Below are 19,303 nucleotides of genomic sequence, written 5' to 3'. Positions count from 1 at the left end.
AACTATGTCAACTTTGCCATCTTACTGCAAGCGTCCATGCTGGTTACACTTCACTCATCCCGTATCGCAAGGGGAGCAACACCAGGGAAAACCCAGCGATCATCATTCATTCATCTGCCAAAGGAACATCTATGACGAATTCCCGCACCGCCTGGCTACGCACACTGGCTATTGGGTTGGGGCTGCTTCTCTTTGCCGGTGTTCACTCTATTGCGGAGGCCGCGAAAATTAAAAATATTGTGTTGGTTCATGGCGCGTTCGCCGATGGTTCCAGTTGGTCGGCGGTGACGACCCGGTTGCAAGGCATGGGCTACCATGTCACTGCCGTGCAAAACCCCCTGACCTCGTTGGCGGATGATGTCAGTGCCACCGAGCGCGTGTTGCAAAGGCAGCAAGGTGATGTGCTGCTGGTGGGGCACTCGTGGGCTGGTGCTGTCGTTACCCAGGCGGGTAACGCGCCAAATGTGCGAGGGCTGGTCTATTTATCGGCGCTGGTGCCAGACAGTGGGGAATCCGTTGCTGATTTATTGCAGCGTCTGCATGCACCGATGGAAGGGATGACAGCGGATGCCAACGGGTTAATCTGGCTGGATAATCCTAAGCAGTATCAGGAAGTCATGGCCGGGGATGTACCGTTAAAAAAAGTACAGGAATTAACCGCGGTTCAACAGCCGATGGCAGCAAAAGCATTTGGCGATAACGTGCAGCACGCTGCATGGAAAGATAAACCGTCGTGGTATTTATTAACTGAAAATGACAACGCGTTACCGCATGCCGTTCAGGAAAAAATAGCCGGGCAGATTGGTGCCAAAGTAATGTCGATCGCATCCAGCCATATGTCTCTTATTTCACACCCTGATGCTGTCGCACATTTTATTGATGAGGCAGCCAAGGCCATTAAATGATGATGTCCGTCCTGTATTCAGGTTGATGGCGGCGAGTTGTTCTGATTCGTCTGTGGTGATGTGTTGATACATATAACAGCGCGTAATTCGGTTGCTGATGTTCTGATACCTGAATGATTTAACGTATGAATGATTTTTGCGCTTAAATATAAAGAGAGGTTGTCGTGAATATATTACATATAGATTCCAGTATTCTTGCTGATGGTTCAGTAACACGGCAGCTTTCCGCTGAGGTTATTGAACAATTGACCCACCGTTATCCGGATGCGGACTTGTCTTACCGCGATGTGGTGGCACAGGAAATACACCACCTTACCGGCCCGATTGTGGCGGGTTTTCGCCAGGTAGATAACGCGGCAGTGGACAACGCAACGTTGCAGGAGCACCAACTGTCAGAACAACTCGTGTCAGAGTTTCTGGCGAGTGATGTCATTGCTATTGGCGCGCCGATGTATAACTTTTCCGTTTCCAGTCAATTGAAAGCCTGGTTGGATAGAATTGCGCAGGCAGGGAGGACGTTTAAATATACTGAAACCGGACCCGTCGGATTATCCGCAGGAAGAAAAGTGATTATCGTTTCTGCCCGTGGCGGTTTTTATGGCAAGCCCCCTTTTGCCGGTCTGGATTTTCAGGAACGCTATCTTCAGGCCTTTTTCGGGTTTCTCGGTATTCATGATGTGTATTTTATTCGTGCGGAAGGAGCATCAAAAGGCGATGAAATAAAAAATCGTGAAATTGAGAATGCCAGGTCATCCATCCAGTTAGTGATTAACTCTCTCGCCGTTTAATTTATTATGAAGGTAACTGCTATGTTATATGCCATTACTCTTGAGTACTCCAGTCCGAAAGACGAACTTGAACAGCATATTGATGCGCACAAAAAATGGCTTGCCGATAATATCAAACTCGGGAATATCATTTTTGCCGGTCCATTAGAGAACGGACTGGGTGGATTTATTCTGGCCTACGGAACGGACTCATCGGCGGTCAATGTCGCGTTGTCAGATGATCCCTTCGTTAAGCTGGGCCTGGTCCGGGTAAATATCAGCGCTATTGAACCGGCGATTTGCTCCGGCCATTTCCACGCTGGCTGGGCCGGGAGCGCGAAAGTGTTGTAATACCCGTGTCGATTGAGGACGGACTTCCCATCCTTCTCTTGATGCAACTGTGTATTAATCCCCACCGTTTAATGGAGTAAAGGGTGGGGATAGTGTTTTGATGGGGGCTATCTCTTGTCACCTCCGTGCCCGCTGGCAAGACGACATGATGACTCGCCAGCGAGCGACGCAGGCGAGGTTATGACAGCGCCTCCTCCGGCTGGCAGATTTCCAGTATCGCCAGCAGATAGATGCGTACCGCATCGAGAAAATCGCTGATGTGAACGCGTTCATCCGGCATGGTGTTGAACTTGCCGCCGGGACCACACACGATACCCTCCATCCCCGCTAACTGATAAAAATGGGCGGCGTCGGTGCCGTAAAACGCGGGCGGCGTGATAGCACCGCTGGGCTGTGGTTCACCGCGCACCTGTTGATAGGCGCGGTTAACCGCCTGCACGATCGCTGACTCGCGGGACACTTCGAACGGCAGCATGGTGGGCTTATCCCGTTCGCCGTCGTCGAACAGTTCCGCCTTCAGGCCGGGGTGGCGGGCGCAGAGCGCATCCAGCGATGCCTGAATATCTGCCAGCACGCTGGCGACGCTCTGCCCCGGTGCGAAGCGGGCGGAACCTTTGAGGCGGGCGAAGTCTGCCACCTGCGGCGGCCGCCACTCTTCAAGATCGCGCCCCAGCGCACCGTGTACGGTGCCGACATGGCAACGGTTGATGCTGCGGTGTTCGTCGCTCTGTGCGCCGCTGAACGTCATGGCGTTCAACTGCGGGATCAGCTCCACGGCGGCGGCGATGGCATCCACCGCTTGCTCACGTTTGGATAGATGGCGGGTATCACCGGTCAGTTCGATGGTGAACATCAGCGAACCGGCGTGCATGGTCAGCGCCTGGATGTCGGTCGGTTCGGCGTTGATGAAATAGTCGGCGCGGATACCTTGCTCAATCGCGGCGATGGAGCCGATGCCGCCCTGTAATTCCCCGACCACGTAAGTCAGCACCACGTCGCCTTTCAGTTTGACGCCCGCGTCGATCAGCGTTTTCAGCGCGCAGAAATAGGCGGCATCGCCGGATTTCATATTGGACACACCGATGCCGTAGATGAATTCGTCGTCGATTTTTCCTTCCCACGGATCCACCGTCCAGCCTTCCGTCACCGGGTTGGTGTCCAGATGGCCGTTGAACAGCAAACTGTGGCCACCGCCGACGCCGCGCAGCGTGCCGATGGCATTGAGCCGCCCGCCGGGCACCGGCGTGAGCTGGGTTTCCAGCCCGAGTTCGCGCATCCGCCCGGCCATGAATTCCGCCAGTTGACGTTCGCCGTCAGTGGCGCTGTAGCTTTTGTGTTGCACCATGTTTGCCAGAAAACGCAGACAAAATTCGGTATCGATACGCTGTAGTAACTGTTCTTTCGTCATGATGGTTTCATTCTGTGTATGAGTGTGGGGCAGGCGATAACTCACCGGGTGTCGGGATGGCGGACAGCAGCGCCCGCGTGTAAGGATGCTGTGCCTGAGACGCCATCGCATGGCCCGGCAGGATCTCCAGCACGTCGCCGCGATACATCACCGCGATACGATGAGCCACCTGCTGAATCAGGTTAAGATCGTGGGTAATGAACAGGTAGGCGGTGCCATAGCGTCGCCGCAGTTCCAGCAGCAATTCAATCACGGTCGCTTGCACCGAGACGTCCAATGCAGCGGTAATTTCGTCGCAAATCACCAGTTCTGGCGGGTGGGCGAAGGCGCGGGCGATCGCCACCCGCTGCTTTTGTCCACCTGACAGTTCATGAGGGTAGCGCGACGCCATCGACGCTGGCAGGCGCACTTCTTCCAGCAGTCGGGCGACGGCCTGTGTTTCGGTTTCGCCGTTGGGCAGACCATACAGCCGCAGCGGGCGGGCGATAATATCGCCGATACGCATACGCGGATTGAGCGACGCGTCCGGGTGCTGGAAGATCATTTGCACCCGGCGGCGATAGTCCTTATCCATCTGCGCGCGGCCGAGCAGGGTGTAGCCGCGAAAATCCAGCTCGCCACTAAATGGCACCAGACCGGTGATGGCTTTGGCCAGTGTCGACTTGCCGGAGCCGGACTCACCGACAATCCCCAGAATCTCACCTTCATGCACGGTGAGCGATACCGCGTTAGCGGCGCGGGTTTGATGGGGTTGGCGCTTGAGCAGCTTGTCCAGCAACCGGTGGTGGCCGTACTGGATAGTGATGTCACTCAGGGTCAGTAACGGTTGGGAAGACGGCGTGGCTTCATCCAGCAAGCGTACGGTTGGATTCGGCACGGCGGCGATCAACCGACGGGTGTAGGCGTGTTGCGGTGCGCTGAACAACGCCCCGGCGTCCGCCTGTTCAACGATACGGCCTTTTTCCAACACACAGACGCGATCGGTAACACGGGAGACCAGTGCCAGATCGTGAGAGATATACAAGGCTGCTACGCCGGTTTCTTCCCGTAGTCGTTCAAACAACGCCAGGATCTGTGCTGAGCTTATTACGTCCAGCGCGGTGGTGGGTTCGTCGAAAATCAGGCAGTCGGGCTGACAAGCGAAGGCGGTAGCGATCAGGATGCGCTGTTTTTCACCGCCGGAAACCTGATGCGGGTAGCGCCGCATCATCAGCGCCGGATGTTTCAGGTCAACGTCGCGCAGCAGGGTTTCGCCGTATTCCTGCGCTTCCCGGGCATTGAGGTGACGGTGACGGCGCAGCACCTCCGTCACCTGTTCCCCCAGCGTCAGGGTGGGGTTGAGCGAGGCGCTGGGGTCCTGAAAAATCATCCCCAGTTTTCCGCCGCGCAGCGCGTGCAATTTGTCCGTCGCCAACGTGCGCAGATTTAAACCGCTGAGGTGAATCTCGCCAGCGCGCTCCCGTGCGTTACTGGCGAGCCAGCGCATAATGGCCCAGCCGAGGGTGGTTTTGCCGGAGCCGGATTCCCCTACCAGCCCCACCACGTCGCCGCGGTTCACGTGCAGGGTAATGTCCCGCAGCACCGGCAGGTGTGAACCGTCTGGCAGTGCGTAGTCCAGGCTGTAATCGTTAACCGCCAGTACCGGGGTGGATGTCGTCAGGGTGGCGTTGTGCTTGTCCATCAGTGGCTCCTCGGATTCAGAACGTCGCGTAGCCCATCGCCAAGCAGGTTGAAACCGATAGCGACGATGGCGATCGCAAGCCCGGGGATCAGCATCATCCAGGGAGCGTTAAAGAAGTAGGCGCGGGCTTCGGATACCATCAACCCCCATTCCGGTTGTGGCGGTTGCGCCCCCAGCCCAAGGAAGCTCAGGGTGGCAAACAGCATAATGGCGAACGACACGCGAATAGTGGATTCCACGATGATGGGTGCCACGATGTTAGGCAGCATCTCCCGCAGGATGATATAGCCGGGGGATTCGCCGCGGGCGATGGCGGCATAGACGTAATCCTGCTGGCGCGCGGCCAGCGCCACGCTACGGGCGATGCGTACCATGCCCGGTATAAAGGCGATGGTGATAGCCAGCACCGCATTCAGGCTACTCTGTCCTAGTGTGCTGACAATCAATAAAGCGAACAGCAGGCTGGGGATCGACATCACCGCGTCCATGGTGCGCATAATGCCTTCATCCATCCGGCCACCCAGATACGCGCTGGCGGTGCCGATAACCGAGCCTGCCACCATCGCCAGTGAGGTCGCCAGTAGCGAATAAAGAATGGTGGTGCGGGCACCCACCAGCACCCGGCTGAGGATGTCGCGCCCTAGCTGATCGGTGCCGAACCAGTGCATGGCGCTCGGCGCTTTATAGCGCGCCAGAATCGAAATAGCCTCTGGGTCGGCGGGGGCCAGATGAACACCCGCGCACACGGTAATCAGCGCCAGCAGCAGGATGCCAAGCCCGGCAGCCCCTTGCGGAGTACGCAGTAGTTTTTTGAGTACGTCAAACATAGTGAATCCGCTTGTCTAGCGTGGCGTAGGCGAGGTCGGCCAGAAAATTGACGACCGCATAGGTGGAGGCCAGGATCATCACACCGCCCTGAATGGTGGGGAGATCGCGCGCCTGCACCGCGACGATAAGCTCCCGGCCGATGCCGGGAATAGCGAAAATCTCTTCCACTACCACGATGCCGCCGAGCAGATAACCCACGTCCAATGCCACGATAGTGATGGTCGGCAACAGGCCGTTGCGCAGCGCGTGGCGCCACAGAATACGGCGGCGCGGCAGCCCTTTCAGCCAGGCTGCCCGGATGTAGTCGGTATGCAGCACATCCACCATCTCCGAGCGCACCATACGTGAGACATGCGCGACCAGAATCATTGCCACCGTCGCCGACGGCAGCACCAGATGGCGCACGCCGTCAATCAGGTTCTCGCTGAGCGGCACATAACCGGTCGCTGGCAGCAACTGCCAGATATCGGCGAACAGCAGCAACATCAGCGTGGCGGTGACGAACTCGGGAAAGGAAATGCCGATGTAAGACAGCACGCTGACCAGCACATCCGCCAGTTTGCCTTTTCTGACCGCCGCCCACACGCCGAGCGGCAGCGCCACCAGCAGCATCAGCGACAGGGCGCATGCTGCCAGCAACAGTGAGCGGGATAGGGCGGTGAGCAGCGTGGGCGCGACCGGCAGGTTGGTCCGCATGGAGACGCCGAAATCACCGTGCAACGCTGCCGCCAGCCAGTGCCAGTATTGCACCCAGGCAGGCGCGTCCAGCCCGAGTCGGGCCCTGACCGCCGCCAGCGCCTCCGGGGTGGCATGCTGGCCGAGCAGGGTGACCGCGGCGTCGGCAGGCAGCAACTGGGTAATGCTGAATACCAGTACGGACACCACCAGCAGGGTGTAGATCACCAACAGCAGACGTTTTAACAGATAGCTTGCGCTCACGGCCGCTCCTTAGTTCAGCTTCGGCGTGTCGACGCTTGCGCCGTCAGCCAGACGTGATCGAGACGGAACACGGCGGCACGTGGATGCAGCGCGTAGCCGCGCACGGAATCCCGGCTGGCGGAGAGCAGGTTGAAGAAGGCAGGGATGACCGACGGCACCTGTTCATGCATCAACTGCTGCGCTTTACCGTAGAACTCCCGGCGCTTGGCGTCGTCGGTGGTGCCGCGTGCGCCAGCGACGGCGGCGTCAAAATCGGCATTGTTCCAGCGGGTTTCGTTCCACGCTGCATCGGAGGTGTAGAGCAGCGAGAACACGGCGTCCGGTGAAGGCTGCATATTGTAGAAGCCGACATAAAAATTGCCTTTCTTCCACACCTGATCGAGGTAGGTGCTGTGGGCCATGGTCTGCACGTTGATACGAAAACCGGCGGGCTTGGCCATCTCGCGTACCGCGATCCCCAACTGGGTACGGGAGGCCGGTTTATCTGACGCGATCAAGGTTAAATCGAGTCCGTCCGGGTAACCGGCTTCTGCCAGCAACGCCTTGGCTTTGGCGTAGTCGGGCTGGCGCAGCGGCAGGTTGCGATACCACGGATACGAGGCGTTGATCGGCGTGTCGTTACCCGGGGTGCCGTAACTGTCGGCGACGAAATCAACCATCGCTTTGCGATCGATACACAGCGCCAGCGCCTGGCGTACCCGTACGTCGTTAAAGGGTTTCTGGTCGCACCCCATGTTGATGTTGAGGAACTGGCCCGATGGGACGCGCAGCGGCTGGATGCCGGCGGCGGCAGACAAGCGTTTGAACTCGCTGGGCTGTGCCGCCAGCATCAGGTCGGTATCACCGGCGATCAGCGCGGAGCTTTCGGCGATAGCGTCGGGATAAACCACGATCTCCACGGCGTCCAGATACGGGCGGTTCGGGTCGTAGTAATACGGGTTGCGCTTCACCACGATTTTGCGTTCTGGCTCATACGACGCCAGCATGAAAGGGCCCGCACCCAGCGCTTCTTTGGACAGCCGCGCCAGTTGCCCCTGCGCGATGGCGGCGGGGACGATTCTGGCGTCCGGGTACGCCAGCATCACGGGCAGGTCGGCGTAAGGTACCTGGGTGATGATCACCACGTTGTCGTTGCCATCGGCATGCAACTCTTTGATTGGACCAATGTTACGCATCCCCGGCGAGGCGTTTTTGGGGTCCAGAATGGCAGAGAGGCTGGCGACGACATCCGCGGCGGTCAACGGTGTACCGTCGCTGAACTTCAGGTTGGGGCGCAGGGTAAAGGTCCACTGCGTCAGGTCAGCATTCGGCTGCCAGCTGATAGCCAAATCCGGTTCGGCTTTCATCTCCTGTGTCAGACGGGTCAGGCCGCTGTAGAGCAGTTCAGCCAGCAGGTACTCGGGGTTGACGCGTGCCTGCTGGGGGTTGAGCATGTTGATAGCCTGATCGACGCTGATGCGCAGGGTGCCGCCTTTTTGTGGCGTACCGCCCGCCGTCATGACGCTAGCCTCGGCCGCGTTAGCATGGAATGACCACGGTAGCATGGCTGCGCCAGTCATCAGCGTGGTGTGAGTAATAAACTGCCGTCTGTTTATTCCTTTCATTGCACACATCGTGGTTTCCTCTTCTGCTGTTTGCTCATTGTTGTTTGCTAATTGTTATTTGCTACTTATTGTTTGTTATTGGTTTTTTATTGCTTAATGACCCTGGGTTGGCGAAAAGTCCTCGGCCAGATAGGCCAAAATAGACTGGGATAAAGCGACGATGTCCGACATCGTGGTGTATTCATTGGCGGCGTGAATGTGGTTATCCGGCCGTACCAGACCCCCTAACAGAATTTCCTGAATGCCTGCCTGTTGTACCCATCCCATGTCGGAACTGCTGGAGGAACCCCAGGCGGCGAATTCGTCGGCGCGGAAACCAAATCCCATGCCCAGCGCGTGTTGCCAGCGCGGCCAGTGCGGCCCGGTAGGGTCGCTGACCGGTGCCAGATGGCCGATCAGGTGGTATTCCGTACTCAGCGCGGCGGAGGAGGCCATGGATTGCGTGATACAGTCGGTTAATTCTTGCCAGACCGCGTCGAACGACTCTTCGGGGGCGTAGCGACGGTTGACCAGCAGCTCAAAACGTTCCGGCAAGGTGGAGCCTTTGCTGCCACCTTGCGCCACCGCCAGTGTCAGGCGGGAGGTCAGCGGCTTGCCTTCAAAATGTGGCGGCGGCGGCATGGCGGAGGTGCGTTGTTCAACTTGCCGCTTCAGCGCCATCAGGGCGTTCATCAACGGCAGGCTCTCCTCAATGGCGTTGATGCCGTCTACCGAGTCGCCGGAATGCCCCGAGCGCCCCGTCACGCGGATCACCACATCCAGACTGCCGAAACAACCGGCCCAGATGCGCGGTGCGGCACCGCCGTTGAAACTCAGCATATGACCTTGAAAAAGCCGTTGTTCCGCCAGATAGCGAATGCCGGGGTACAACCCGCCTTCTTCGTCGGTACACAGCAACAGCACCGGGTTGAAACACAGTTTGAGGCGGTATTTTTGCGCTGCACGCAGCGCGGCCAGCGTGGCGACGATCGTTCCTTTCATGTCGGCGCTACCGCGGCCGATCAGCCGTTCACCGTCCTGACTTAGCGCTAACGGCGGGTAATGCCAGCCGTCGCCGGGGGGAACGGTATCAACGTGAAAATAGAGGTTGCAGTTCTCTGGCGCGTCGCCGGGCAGCGTTGCCAGCAGGTTGACGCGCTCTCCGCGTGCGCTACCATCCGGTGAACGCCAGAGGGATTCGGGCACTGACACCCGCTGGAAGCGGAATCCCATCGGCGTTAGCAGTGACTCCATCAGATCAGCGAACGCACCATAACCCAGGCCGGGCGGGAAACTGGTATCCACCGCCAGCATGCTGCTCATATCCTGTACAATGGCGTCTGAATCATTCGCAATGCTGGCCAGCGCTTGCTGAAAAAGGGATGTCACACTCATGTCGTGCTCACTGGGTTGTATTTCTATATAGTTTATAGATAATTCAGGTGAGCGAGTTGGTCAATAGGTAATCATTCATGATAATGAAAAGATCTGACGAGCAGGATGCTGTGAGTTTTGGGCGTCTTGATGAATTTGAAGGCGCCCCGCGTTACGAGGTGGTGAAACGCTATATCAGCGAGTCGATTCTGGTCGGTGAACTGGCTGCCGGTACGGTTCTGCCCAGTGAGAACGCACTGGCAGCCGATTTTGGCGTTTCGGTGGGGACGGTGCGTAAAGCGCTGGCGGCGCTGACCGCCGAAGGGATGCTGATGCGTCGCCGTAAAACCGGCACGGTGGTCACCGGGTGGGCTCCGTTGCACAACCTGAGTCATTTCTTCCGCTATTTTCGCCTGCACGGCAAAGATGGCCGCTTGCTCAATTCGCAAACGATCTTGCTGGATTATCATCGGGCGCTGGCAACCGAGCAGGAAGTAGAAAAGCTGCAGTTGCAGCCGGGCGACAGCGTTATCTATCTCAAACGGTTACGAAAGATAGACGGTGTGCCCGCGATGCATGAAACCATGGTGCTGCCAGAAGCCCGTCTGCCCGATTTTCCGGCGCGGGAGTCGGTGCCATCACTGCTGTATCGGTTTCTCATTGATGGCTATGACATTCGGGTGGCGGCAGTGCGGGAGCAAATTACCGCTGAACTGGCCAACGAGGAAGACTTGCGTTTGCTGGAGTTGCAGGCACCGCAGGCGATTATGGTGATTGACGAAGTCTCGTTTGACCAGAGCGCAAGGCCGGTGATCCTGGCTCATCACCGTTTCACCACCGGGAACTTCATGTACGTCAATGAAATCCGCTGAGCAATGCCGGTTGGCGGTGTTGGCGACATTGGCGTAGGCGGAAAAGCCCGAAGCCATGATGGCGGCGGGAATTTCACACCTCTTGCTGACAACCGACTGCGCCAGTATGCAAATCAGTGAAACGCGTCAAGGTAACGCCGCGAGTTTGTGTTAGGGTATGCTCCTCGGGGGATCGTCCGATTCCCGGTTTTTTGCCCGTCTGAGTTTCTATCATGTATGAGTTCAAACTGGTTTTACTGTTGCTCCAGCAGATGTGCGTCTATCTGGTGATTGCCTATCTGCTCAGTAAAACGCCGCTGTTTATCCCGTTGATGCAGGTCACGGTCCGTTTACCGCATAAGCTGCTGTGTTACGCCATGTTTTCCATGTTCTGCATTATGGGCACCTATTTCGGGCTACATGTACAGGACTCGATTGCCAATACGCGTGCGATTGGCGCGGTGCTCGGCGGGCTGCTGGGTGGCCCCGGCGTCGGCATTCTGGTGGGGATGACCGGTGGGTTGCACCGTTATTCGCTGGGGGGGATGACGGCATTCAGTTGTATGGTGTCGACCATTGTCGAGGGGCTGTTGGGGGGCATGGCACACCGGTTGCTGATGCGCCGTGGCCGGGTTGATCGGTTGTTTAACCCTTTTACTGTGGCAGGGGTGACGTTTATTGCTGAACTGCTGCAAATGGCGATTATTTTGTTGCTGGCGCGGCCGTTTGATGATGCGCTGAAACTGGTGAAAGACATTGCGGCACCGATGATCGTCACCAACAGTATTGGCGCGGCGATGTTCATGCGTATCCTGCTGGACCGGCGCGCCATGTTTGAACGATATACCTCGGCGTTTTCCGCCCGGGCGTTAAAAATCGCCGCCTGCACCGAAGGTATCCTGCATCAGGGGTTTAATGAAGAAAACAGTATGCGGGTGGCGCAGGTCATCTATCAGGAGATGGATATTGGTGCGGTGGCGATCACCGACCGCGAGAAGCTGTTGGCTTTTATCGGCATCGGCGATGACCACCACCTTCCGGGGACGCCTATTGCCTCGGGTCATACCCGGCGCGCTATCGAGCATAACGAGGTGGTGTACGCCGACGGCAACGAGACGCCGTACCAATGCTCGCTGCAATCTACCTGTCGGCTGGGGTCGACGCTGGTGATCCCGCTGTGCGGTGAAAATCAGCAGGTGATCGGTACCATCAAATTGTATGAAGCTAAAAACCGTCTGTTCAGTTCCATCAATCGCACGTTTGGCGAGGGGATCGCCAGCCTGCTGGCGGCTCAGATCCTGGCGGGACAGTATGAGCGCAGCAAGCAGTTGCTGACACAATCGGAAATCAAACTGCTGCATGCGCAGGTTAATCCACATTTTCTGTTTAACGCTCTCAACACCTTACTGGCGGTGATCCGCCGTGATAGTGAACAGGCTGGCCAACTGGTGCAGTCGTTGTCGACGTTTTTTCGCAAAAATCTCAAACGCTCAGAGGAAGTTGTTACACTGGCCGACGAGATAGAGCATGTGAATGCCTATCTGCAAATTGAAAAAGCGCGCTTTCAGGAGCGTTTGCAGATCCGTTTTGACCTGCCATCAGCGTTGATGTCGATGCGGTTGCCTGCGTTTTCGTTGCAACCGCTGGTGGAAAACGCGATTAAACACGGTACGGCGCATCTGCTGGGAACCGGGATTGTCACCATCAGCGCCAGTCGGCAGGGGGAGCGACTGTTGCTGAGTATTGAGGATAATGCCGGTCTGTACCAGCCACGAACGAACTGCACCGGGCTTGGCATGAATCTGGTGGATAAGCGTATCCGCAGTCGCTACGGCAATGAGTATGGCCTGAGTGTGGAATGCGAGCCGGACCGTTACACCCATATCCATCTGACGCTGCCCTGTGAGGAAAGCCAGTCATGCTGAGCGTGCTGATTGTTGATGATGAACCGTTGGCGCGGGATAACCTGCGCTGCTTGCTGGAACAGGATGACGGCCTTGAGCTGGTCGGAGAGTGTGCGAACGCGGTGGAAGCGATTAGCGCGATTCACCGCTTACGCCCCGACGTGGTGTTTCTGGATATTCAGATGCCACGCATCAGCGGGCTGGAAATGATCGGCATGATCGATCCGGATAACATGCCTTACATCGTGTTCATTACCGCTTACGATGAGTATGCGATTAAAGCGTTTGAAGAGCAGGCGTTTGATTACCTGCTCAAGCCGATAGACCCACAGCGGCTGGCGAAGACTTTGCGCAATCTGCACCGGGAACGCCCGGCGCAGAATATCGACAAACTGTCCGACCATCAGTCGGGCCTGGACTACATTCCCTGTACCGGGCACAGCCGTATCTACCTGATGAAAAGCGCCGACGTGCAGTTTGCCAGTTCGCGCCAGAGCGGTGTGTATGTCACCGGGCCGCAAGGGGAAGAGTGCTTTACCGAATTGACCCTGAAAACGCTGGAAAGCCGTACCCCGTTGGTGCGCTGTCACCGACAGTATCTGGTCAATATGGCGCATCTGCGCGAAATCCGGCTGGAAGAGAGTGGGCACGCGGAGATCCTGCTGAAAAGCGGTCAGGCGTTGCCGGTCAGCCGCCGCTACCTGAAAACCCTCAAGCAACTGCTTGGTCTTAAGGGCTAATGCCGACCCGCATGCGTGCGGGCAGCGTGTTTCCCGTTCCTTTCATTCTGTCTGTCTCTTGCGTTGTTCATGACACGGCAACGGCATCGTTACTGCGGTTGCCTCGTTGGCCGCAGGGCGCATTTTCGTCAATTTAAGTAAAAATCTGTCACCGCTTATTCCGGTATGCGACCGGTCATCCGCTTATCCGACCGCTGACCCAAATTCAACTATCACCTGACGAATAGCCTGACTACAGTCACCATACGTGACTACATCATTAGTAATGATACCCGTCATACTTCAGGTTGCAGGTGTGTTGGCTGCGCGCGTTCATCCGACTGAGTAAGCTCACCGGGGTTCACTCGCTTGCCGCTGTCCTGCCACTCGAATGATTGAGGGTATACACAAATAAGAAGAGTGAACGCTATGAAAGATAAACTTCTCAGGCATCTTCCCTGGGCGTTACTGGGGTTCATCGGGGCATGCTGCCTTGGCGTGGTCGCACTGCGTCGCGGCGAGCACGTCAGCGCCATGTGGATCGTGGTAGCGTCGGTGGCGGTCTATCTGGTCGCTTACCGTTACTACAGCTTGTACATCGCCCGCCAGGTGATGCAGCTTGACGCCAATCGTGCGACACCCGCGGTGGTTAACAACGACGGGCTCAATTACGTGCCGACCAACCGCAATGTGCTGTTCGGCCACCATTTTGCCGCTATCGCAGGCGCGGGCCCGCTGGTCGGGCCGGTACTGGCCGCCCAAATGGGCTATCTGCCCGGTACCCTGTGGCTGCTTGCCGGTGTTGTGCTGGCGGGCGCGGTACAGGACTTTATGGTGCTGTTCATGTCGACCCGCCGCAATGGGGTGTCGCTGGGTGAAATGATCAAAGAGGAAATGGGGCCGGTACCCGGCACTATCGCGCTGTTCGGCTGCTTCCTGATTATGATCATTATCCTGGCGGTACTGGCGTTGATCGTGGTGAAAGCACTGGCGGAAAGCCCGTGGGGTGTATTTACCGTGTGCTCTACCGTGCCGATCGCGCTGTTCATGGGCATCTATATGCGCTTCCTGCGCCCCGGTCGGGTGGGGGAAGTATCGGTCATCGGTATCGTACTGTTGCTGCTGGCTATCTGGTTTGGCGGTGTTATCGCTCATGACCCGTACTGGGGCCCGGCGTTGACGTTCAAAGACACCACCATCACCTTTGCGTTGATCGGTTATGCGTTCATCTCGGCGCTGTTGCCGGTGTGGCTGATTCTGGCTCCGCGCGACTATCTGGCGACGTTCCTGAAAATCGGGGTGATCGTCGGTCTGGCGATCGGTATCGTCATCATCAACCCTGAGCTGAAAATGCCGTCCATGACACAGTTTATCGACGGTACTGGCCCCGTGTGGAAAGGCGCATTGTTCCCGTTCCTGTTTATTACCATCGCCTGTGGCGCGGTATCCGGCTTCCATGCGCTGATTGCTTCCGGCACCACGCCGAAGCTGCTGGCGAACGAAACCGATGCCCGCTTTATCGGTTACGGTGCGATGTTGATGGAATCGTTTGTCGCCATCATGGCACTGGTTGCGGCGTCGATTATCGAACCGGGTTTGTATTTCGCCATGAACACCCCGCCGGTCGGTCTGGGTGTTACCATGCCGAATCTGCATGAGCTTGGCGGTGCCAATGCACCGGCGATCATGGCGCAGTTGCAGGGTGTTACCGCACAGGCGGCGGCAACGGTCAGTTCCTGGGGCTTTGTGATTTCGCCGGAGCAGATCCTGCAAACCGCGAAAGACATCGGCGAACCGTCGGTACTGAACCGCGCAGGCGGTGCACCGACGCTGGCGGTAGGTATTGCGCATGTGTTCCATCAGATTATCCCAAGCGCCAACATGGGCTTCTGGTACCACTTCGGTATTCTGTTTGAAGCGCTGTTTATTCTGACTGCGTTGGATGCTGGCACGCGTTCTGGCCGCTTTATGCTGCAAGACCTGCTGGGTAACTTCGTCCCGTTCCTGAAGAAAACCGATTCGTTGATTGCTGGTATGGTCGGCACCGCAGGTTGCGTTGGCTTGTGGGGCTACCTGTTGTATCAGGGCGTGGTGGATCCGCTGGGTGGCGTCAAGAGCTTGTGGCCACTGTTCGGTATCTCCAACCAGATGCTGGCGGCGGTTGCGCTGGTGCTGGGGACGGTCGTGCTGATCAAGATGAAACGCACCCGTTATATTTGGGTCACGATGCTGCCAGCGATTTGGCTGCTTATCTGCACCACCTGGGCATTGGGGCTGAAGCTGTTTAGTAATAATCCGCAGATGGAAGGTTTTCTGTATCTGGCACGGGTTTACAAACAGCGCATTGCTGAAAGCACGAATCTGAGTGAACAGCAGATTGCCAACATGCATCACATCGTGGTGAATAACTACACCAATGCCGTATTGAGCGTTTTGTTCCTGGTGGTGGTGTACAGCATAATCTTCTATGGTATTCGTACAGCTTTGCGGGAACGTAACCAGTCAGAACGCTCTGACCGTGAAACCCCGTATGTGCCGGTACCAGAAGGCGGCGTGAAGCTCTCCTCCCATCACTAACCGACGGTGAGGACGATACCGCCGACAGGTGCCTGAATGGGCCTGTCGGCGTTCATATCTGTCGGCTCATGCGCCATCAGCGCTGATATCAAGAGAGGGCGATATGTTCGGAAACCTTGGGAAAGCAGGAAAATATCTGGGGCAGGCCGCCAGAATGCTGGTCGGCATCCCGGATTATGATAACTACGTGCAGCACATGCAGACCAACCACCCAGACCAGGACGTGATGAGCTACGAGGAGTTTTTCCGCGAACGCCAGCAGGCACGTTATGGCGGTAGTGGTAAAGGGGGTTTTCGGTGCTGTTGAGTCGTCAGCGCGACAAGGAGTTTTTTCGAGTATGACTCATTCATTACCTGCAGAGGTATCACCCGCAGACGTATTACCTGCAACAATCCTCACCGGTTTTCTGGGGGCGGGTAAAACCACGTTACTGCGCCATCTGCTGTATGCCGATCACGGCGAGAAAATTGCCGTCATTGAAAATGAATTTGGCGCGGTGGCGATTGATGACTCGTTACTGGGCGATCGTGCGACGCGCATCACCACACTGAGTAACGGTTGCATTTGCTGTAGCAGCGCCAATGAATTGTCGGATGCGCTGCATGACTTGCTGGACGGTATTGACCGCGGTGAACTGGCGTTTGACCGGCTGGTGATCGAGTGCACCGGTATGGCCGATCCGGGGCCGGTGATTCAGACATTTTTTTCTGACGAGCGCCTGAGCCAACGCTTTCTGTTGGATGGCGTGATTGCGCTGGTCGACGCGGTACATGCCGATGAGCAACTGAGCCGACATACCGTGGCGCAGGCGCAGGTCGGTTATGCCGACCGCATTCTGCTGACCAAAACCGATCTGGCTGGCGAGACGCAGGCACTGGAAGAGAGACTGGCGCGTATCAACGCCCGTGCCAGCCTGTATCGGGTGGTGAATGGTCAGATCGATCACCGCCAGATCTTCGGTGTCGATGGTTTTATGTTAGACGATCGGCTACAGGTGTCGTTACCACGTTTTCGACCGCTGATCGAACAGGATAACGCCATCACCTCGCTGGTGGTGCAACTGGCAAGGCCGGTAGACATGGCCGCGGTATCGGCAGTTATGGAGCAACTGTTGGTAGACTGTGCCGATAACCTGCTGCGCTACAAAGGGGTCCTTGCAATCGAGGGGGATGATCGTCGGCTGCTATTTCAGGGGGTACAACGGCTCTACAGTGCCGACTGGGATCGCCCATGGAACGACGATGAACCACGCGAGAGTGTTATGGTGTTTATCGGTATTCGTCTGCCAGAAGACGATATCCGCCGCGCGTTTGATGCCCTGAATGCGTGATCCAGGCTTGCCGGGTGAAAATCCGGCAATACCTGCCTTTCTTGTTTCAGCTTACTGCTGTTTACGACTCTCCCTGCCAGCGTAGCGATATGCGGGAAAAAGCGCTCGTTGCCATCAGGGACGATGGCTCTTGTGAACCTTGGCGCTAATCGCTAATCACCAGTATTGCTTACCAATGATGTTTGGTTAAAACGAATCGTTATATCCAATAATTTGATTTTAAATGGTATTTATATAATTATCTGACAGCTGTTTAATCTTATTCATAAGGATATTGAATCGTGAAGAACGTGACAAAAATTCTAGTGGCTACGGCCTCGTTATTAGCCTCTTACTCAGCATTGGCGGGCTGGCAGCCGTATAAAACGGTGACACTGGATGGATATAACAATACTGTCCCTGGGGGAAGTGCTTACAACGAAACAACGATTGCATCGGGCGTTTACCGTTTTCGCATTGATCCGACTTCCGATGGTGTTGACTATGCAACAGGGCAGGGCGGTAATACCCGTTCAAAATCTGCGGCACTGATGGTGTATGATCGCACGAGTACTGCTGATAAGACGGCTGCTGTCAGCTACTACGGTCTGAATGATGATGGTATGCATGCCGCCGCGATCATTCACGCGTTTCCTCAAACTGGTGGTTTCGATCTGTATCTTCAGGACTGGCAACGCTCTGACAATTCGGGCACGGTGAAAGTCATCATTGAGAAATGGAAAGACTAATTAAGTGAAATAGCGGGCCGACGCATGTCGGCCCTGTGTACTGAGCCTGATATTCATCACCTCTGCGCGTCTGCTTCTCTTTTTTATCCTGCTAATCGAGCCTTGAGCGTCACTGATGGCTTTTCATTGAACAGCCGCTGGTAATCCGTGGCGAACTGGCTCAGGTGCCAGAAGCCCCATTGCATGGCGGCATCCTGTACGGTGTGATGATGGGAGTAGGGGCTGACTAATTCGCGGCGTACTGCGTTGAGGCGGATCATCTTCAGCCAGGCGTTGGGGCCGCATCCCATGACATCACAAAAGGCATTTTGCAGCGTGCGGCGGCTGACATGCAGGCGACGGCACAGGTCAAGCACCGTGACCGGTTCCGACTGCTGGCTGAGCACATATTCTCTGGCGCGACCAATCAGGCTGCGATAACCGATGCGTTTGTTGGTATGGGATGGGCTGACATCAGCGGGCTGGGCGCTTTCCAGAAACGAAATCACGGTGGTCAGCAGGTTGTGTTTCAGTACTTTAGCCGCGTTGCTGTGCTGCAAACGTTGCGGTTCGTTGCAGCCATACCACAGCGCTTCACGTACAAACGACCAGAGGATTTCCCGTCTGTGAGGTTCTACCAGCAACGTGGTGCTTTGTGCCAGCAACCGGGTCAGCTGTTCCGGCTCTTCCAGCACATCGGTGTACTGCAATAGTTCGTCACGTGAGATAGCGACACCCAGAATGGCGTAGTCATCTGGCGTATTCAGTTCGAACTCCTTCCCCCCTGGGCTGACCGCGATGGCGTTGTCGCTGATGGGGTGGGAGCCGATAAAGCCGGTCCCGGCATGGCGGGTCGGAATACCAAACCAGAAGGCGTCGGGCCATATCATGCAGGACTGGCGCAGTGCCAGATTGGTGTATTCGTGGCAAATCTGGATGCCGTCGAGCAGGATCTCGCGTAATTCCCCTTTGAAATGTCCCGGTGATACCTGATCGTAAATCTGCTGCCAGTCTGTAATGGTGCGGGATTGGGCGTAAACGTCCTGTGTCTGGCGCTGGTGCACACTGTCATCCAGCGGTATCAGCGTTGTAGCTGGAAGCCGGTGCTCTGTATCCAGATGATGCAGGTTAACTGGATTGTGTTTCATCGTCAGCTCACCTCCTTGACAATGTCGGGCGGGGTCTGCCAGAGCGTATGGTCACACCGTATCATGTCACACCATATCGATGGATGAAGCCTGGACAGACCAAAGCATTCCCCGTTATACGGTATTCAGCCGGCGAGGAACAGGCGCTAAAGCACACTTTCCCTGTTCTCTGGTACGACCTAATTTTCGGCGTCTCCCACTTCGGTACGGCTTATGCCCTCATCGCCTGA

Annotated in this window: 17 protein-coding genes; 10 read left to right on the top strand and 7 right to left on the bottom strand. The window is 56.6% G+C overall.

Annotation, left to right across the window (positions count from 1 at the left end; translation table 11 throughout):
* The first annotated feature begins 131 nt into the window (after positions 1-131).
* The 3 genes from DZE2538_RS15065 to DZE2538_RS15055 all read left to right on the top strand — a co-directional run bounded on the left by DZE2538_RS15065 (position 132) and on the right by DZE2538_RS15055 (position 2,023).
* A complete protein-coding gene (locus tag DZE2538_RS15065) occupies positions 132-905 on the top strand; it encodes an alpha/beta hydrolase (RefSeq protein ID WP_012885857.1) in 774 nt (257 codons plus the stop codon).
* Between the two features lie 164 nt (positions 906-1,069).
* Entirely contained in the window at positions 1,070-1,693 is a 624-nt protein-coding gene (locus tag DZE2538_RS15060) for an FMN-dependent NADH-azoreductase (protein ID WP_038916692.1), read from the top strand.
* Positions 1,694-1,714: 21 nt separating this feature from the next.
* Entirely contained in the window at positions 1,715-2,023 is a 309-nt protein-coding gene (locus DZE2538_RS15055; protein ID WP_038916691.1) for a YciI family protein, read from the top strand.
* Between the two features lie 178 nt (positions 2,024-2,201).
* Here the strand turns inward: DZE2538_RS15055 and DZE2538_RS15050 are convergent, their stop codons facing one another.
* From DZE2538_RS15050 to DZE2538_RS15025, 6 genes are all read right to left on the bottom strand, one after another.
* Complete coding sequence (locus tag DZE2538_RS15050; protein WP_038916690.1) at positions 2,202-3,431, bottom strand: M20 family metallopeptidase; 1,230 nt, start codon at positions 3,429-3,431, stop codon at positions 2,202-2,204.
* 7 nt (positions 3,432-3,438) lie between these two features.
* Positions 3,439-5,112, bottom strand: a complete 1,674-nt coding sequence (locus tag DZE2538_RS15045; RefSeq protein WP_050568701.1) for a dipeptide ABC transporter ATP-binding protein — start codon at positions 5,110-5,112, stop codon at positions 3,439-3,441.
* Positions 5,112-5,939 (bottom strand): ABC transporter permease, encoded by an 828-nt coding sequence (locus DZE2538_RS15040; RefSeq protein WP_038916689.1) that lies wholly within the window; start codon positions 5,937-5,939, stop codon positions 5,112-5,114. The genes DZE2538_RS15045 and DZE2538_RS15040 overlap by 1 nt, the downstream gene beginning before the upstream one ends.
* The gene (locus DZE2538_RS15035; protein ID WP_012885851.1) at positions 5,932-6,879 is read right to left on the bottom strand and encodes an ABC transporter permease; all 948 of its coding nucleotides are present in this window, start codon (positions 6,877-6,879) and stop codon (positions 5,932-5,934) included. The genes DZE2538_RS15040 and DZE2538_RS15035 overlap by 8 nt, the downstream gene beginning before the upstream one ends.
* Before the next feature lie 14 nt (positions 6,880-6,893).
* Complete coding sequence (locus DZE2538_RS15030; RefSeq protein WP_019845271.1) at positions 6,894-8,492, bottom strand: ABC transporter substrate-binding protein; 1,599 nt, start codon at positions 8,490-8,492, stop codon at positions 6,894-6,896.
* 84 nt (positions 8,493-8,576) lie between these two features.
* The gene (locus DZE2538_RS15025) at positions 8,577-9,857 is read right to left on the bottom strand and encodes a M20 family metallopeptidase (protein WP_038916688.1); all 1,281 of its coding nucleotides are present in this window, start codon (positions 9,855-9,857) and stop codon (positions 8,577-8,579) included.
* Positions 9,858-9,934: 77 nt separating this feature from the next.
* Here DZE2538_RS15025 and DZE2538_RS15020 point away from each other — a divergent pair, with 77 nt between their 5' ends.
* The 7 genes from DZE2538_RS15020 (at position 9,935) to DZE2538_RS14990 (ending at position 17,946) form a co-directional block, all read left to right on the top strand.
* Positions 9,935-10,708, top strand: coding sequence for a GntR family transcriptional regulator (locus DZE2538_RS15020; protein ID WP_023640550.1), 774 nt, complete (start codon positions 9,935-9,937; stop codon positions 10,706-10,708).
* A 212-nt stretch (positions 10,709-10,920) separates the two neighbouring features.
* A complete protein-coding gene (locus DZE2538_RS15015; protein ID WP_019845273.1) occupies positions 10,921-12,612 on the top strand; it encodes a sensor histidine kinase in 1,692 nt (563 codons plus the stop codon).
* Positions 12,606-13,331 carry a two-component system response regulator BtsR gene (gene btsR, locus DZE2538_RS15010; RefSeq protein ID WP_012885846.1) on the top strand — a complete coding sequence of 242 codons (726 nt, stop codon included), beginning with the start codon at positions 12,606-12,608 and terminating at the stop codon, positions 13,329-13,331. The genes DZE2538_RS15015 and btsR overlap by 7 nt, the downstream gene beginning before the upstream one ends.
* A gap of 408 nt (positions 13,332-13,739) precedes the next feature.
* Positions 13,740-15,887 (top strand): carbon starvation CstA family protein, encoded by a 2,148-nt coding sequence (locus tag DZE2538_RS15005; RefSeq protein WP_038916687.1) that lies wholly within the window; start codon positions 13,740-13,742, stop codon positions 15,885-15,887.
* A gap of 103 nt (positions 15,888-15,990) precedes the next feature.
* Positions 15,991-16,194 carry a YbdD/YjiX family protein gene (locus tag DZE2538_RS15000; protein WP_012768713.1) on the top strand — a complete coding sequence of 68 codons (204 nt, stop codon included), beginning with the start codon at positions 15,991-15,993 and terminating at the stop codon, positions 16,192-16,194.
* A gap of 31 nt (positions 16,195-16,225) precedes the next feature.
* Complete coding sequence (yjiA, locus tag DZE2538_RS14995) at positions 16,226-17,218, top strand: GTPase (protein ID WP_023640548.1); 993 nt, start codon at positions 16,226-16,228, stop codon at positions 17,216-17,218.
* Between the two features lie 281 nt (positions 17,219-17,499).
* Complete coding sequence (locus DZE2538_RS14990; RefSeq protein ID WP_038916686.1) at positions 17,500-17,946, top strand: hypothetical protein; 447 nt, start codon at positions 17,500-17,502, stop codon at positions 17,944-17,946.
* 83 nt (positions 17,947-18,029) lie between these two features.
* Here the strand turns inward: DZE2538_RS14990 and eutR are convergent, their stop codons facing one another.
* Entirely contained in the window at positions 18,030-19,073 is a 1,044-nt protein-coding gene (eutR, locus tag DZE2538_RS14985; RefSeq protein WP_026357967.1) for an HTH-type transcriptional regulator EutR, read from the bottom strand.
* Positions 19,074-19,303 lie beyond the last annotated feature (230 nt).

It is taken from the genome of Dickeya zeae NCPPB 2538, from assembly GCF_000406165.1.
GTDB lineage: Bacteria > Pseudomonadota > Gammaproteobacteria > Enterobacterales > Enterobacteriaceae > Dickeya > Dickeya zeae.
The sequence above is the reverse complement of the archived record's forward strand: the minus strand, read 5'-3'. Positions and strand labels throughout refer to the sequence as shown.

Excerpts from the sequence above, each read along its gene's own strand:
- DZE2538_RS15065 (WP_012885857.1), top strand. The coding sequence starts at position 132 with ATGACGAATTCCCGCACCGCCTGGCTACGCACACTGGCTATTGGGTTG.
- DZE2538_RS15055 (WP_038916691.1), top strand. The coding sequence starts at position 1,715 with ATGTTATATGCCATTACTCTTGAGTACTCCAGTCCGAAAGACGAACTT.
- DZE2538_RS15050 (WP_038916690.1), bottom strand. The coding sequence starts at position 3,431 with ATGACGAAAGAACAGTTACTACAGCGTATCGATACCGAATTTTGTCTG.
- DZE2538_RS15045 (WP_050568701.1), bottom strand. The coding sequence starts at position 5,112 with ATGGACAAGCACAACGCCACCCTGACGACATCCACCCCGGTACTGGCG.
- DZE2538_RS15040 (WP_038916689.1), bottom strand. The coding sequence starts at position 5,939 with ATGTTTGACGTACTCAAAAAACTACTGCGTACTCCGCAAGGGGCTGCC.
- DZE2538_RS15030 (WP_019845271.1), bottom strand. The coding sequence starts at position 8,492 with ATGTGTGCAATGAAAGGAATAAACAGACGGCAGTTTATTACTCACACC.
- DZE2538_RS15025 (WP_038916688.1), bottom strand. The coding sequence starts at position 9,857 with ATGAGTGTGACATCCCTTTTTCAGCAAGCGCTGGCCAGCATTGCGAAT.
- DZE2538_RS15020 (WP_023640550.1), top strand. The coding sequence starts at position 9,935 with ATGATAATGAAAAGATCTGACGAGCAGGATGCTGTGAGTTTTGGGCGT.
- DZE2538_RS15015 (WP_019845273.1), top strand. The coding sequence starts at position 10,921 with ATGTATGAGTTCAAACTGGTTTTACTGTTGCTCCAGCAGATGTGCGTC.
- btsR (WP_012885846.1), top strand. The coding sequence starts at position 12,606 with ATGCTGAGCGTGCTGATTGTTGATGATGAACCGTTGGCGCGGGATAAC.
- DZE2538_RS15005 (WP_038916687.1), top strand. The coding sequence starts at position 13,740 with ATGAAAGATAAACTTCTCAGGCATCTTCCCTGGGCGTTACTGGGGTTC.
- DZE2538_RS15000 (WP_012768713.1), top strand. The coding sequence starts at position 15,991 with ATGTTCGGAAACCTTGGGAAAGCAGGAAAATATCTGGGGCAGGCCGCC.
- yjiA (WP_023640548.1), top strand. The coding sequence starts at position 16,226 with ATGACTCATTCATTACCTGCAGAGGTATCACCCGCAGACGTATTACCT.
- eutR (WP_026357967.1), bottom strand. The coding sequence starts at position 19,073 with ATGAAACACAATCCAGTTAACCTGCATCATCTGGATACAGAGCACCGG.